1 protein-coding gene is annotated in these 430 nt (G+C 42.6%); it reads right to left on the bottom strand.

The features are described from left to right. Positions 1-430, bottom strand: a 430-nt coding sequence (gene nusG / locus ACTHUG_RS11560; protein WP_440422313.1) for a transcription termination/antitermination protein NusG, incomplete at both ends; no start/stop codon positions are given.

Below are 430 nucleotides of genomic sequence, written 5' to 3' on the forward strand. Positions count from 1 at the left end.
AACTTCATCAAAAAGACCGTGAAAATCAGCAAATGGGCCTGCGTGTACGCGAACGTGCTGACCAACTTCAAACTCAACTTTTGGTTTTGGCTTCTCAACACCTGTCTTAGCTTGTTGCAAAATAGCATCCGCATCTTTTTGAGAAATTTGGATCGGGCGATTTCCACTACCGCCTACAAAACCATTTACTCGAGGAGTGCTCTTAACCAAATGCCACGAGTCATCAGTCATTTCCATTTCGACCAATACATAGCCTGGATAGAAGTTACGCTCACTGATGGTTTTTCGACCATTCTTGATATCTACTACTTCCTCGACGGGCACAAGAATCTGACCGAAATAATTTTCCATGTTTTCACGAGCAATACGCTCTTTCAATGTGTTTTGGACATTTTTTTCAAAACCGGAATAGGCCTGCACCACATACCAA

The organism is Neisseria sp. P0022.S009 (genome assembly GCF_051956675.1).
Taxonomy (GTDB): domain Bacteria; phylum Pseudomonadota; class Gammaproteobacteria; order Burkholderiales; family Neisseriaceae; genus Neisseria.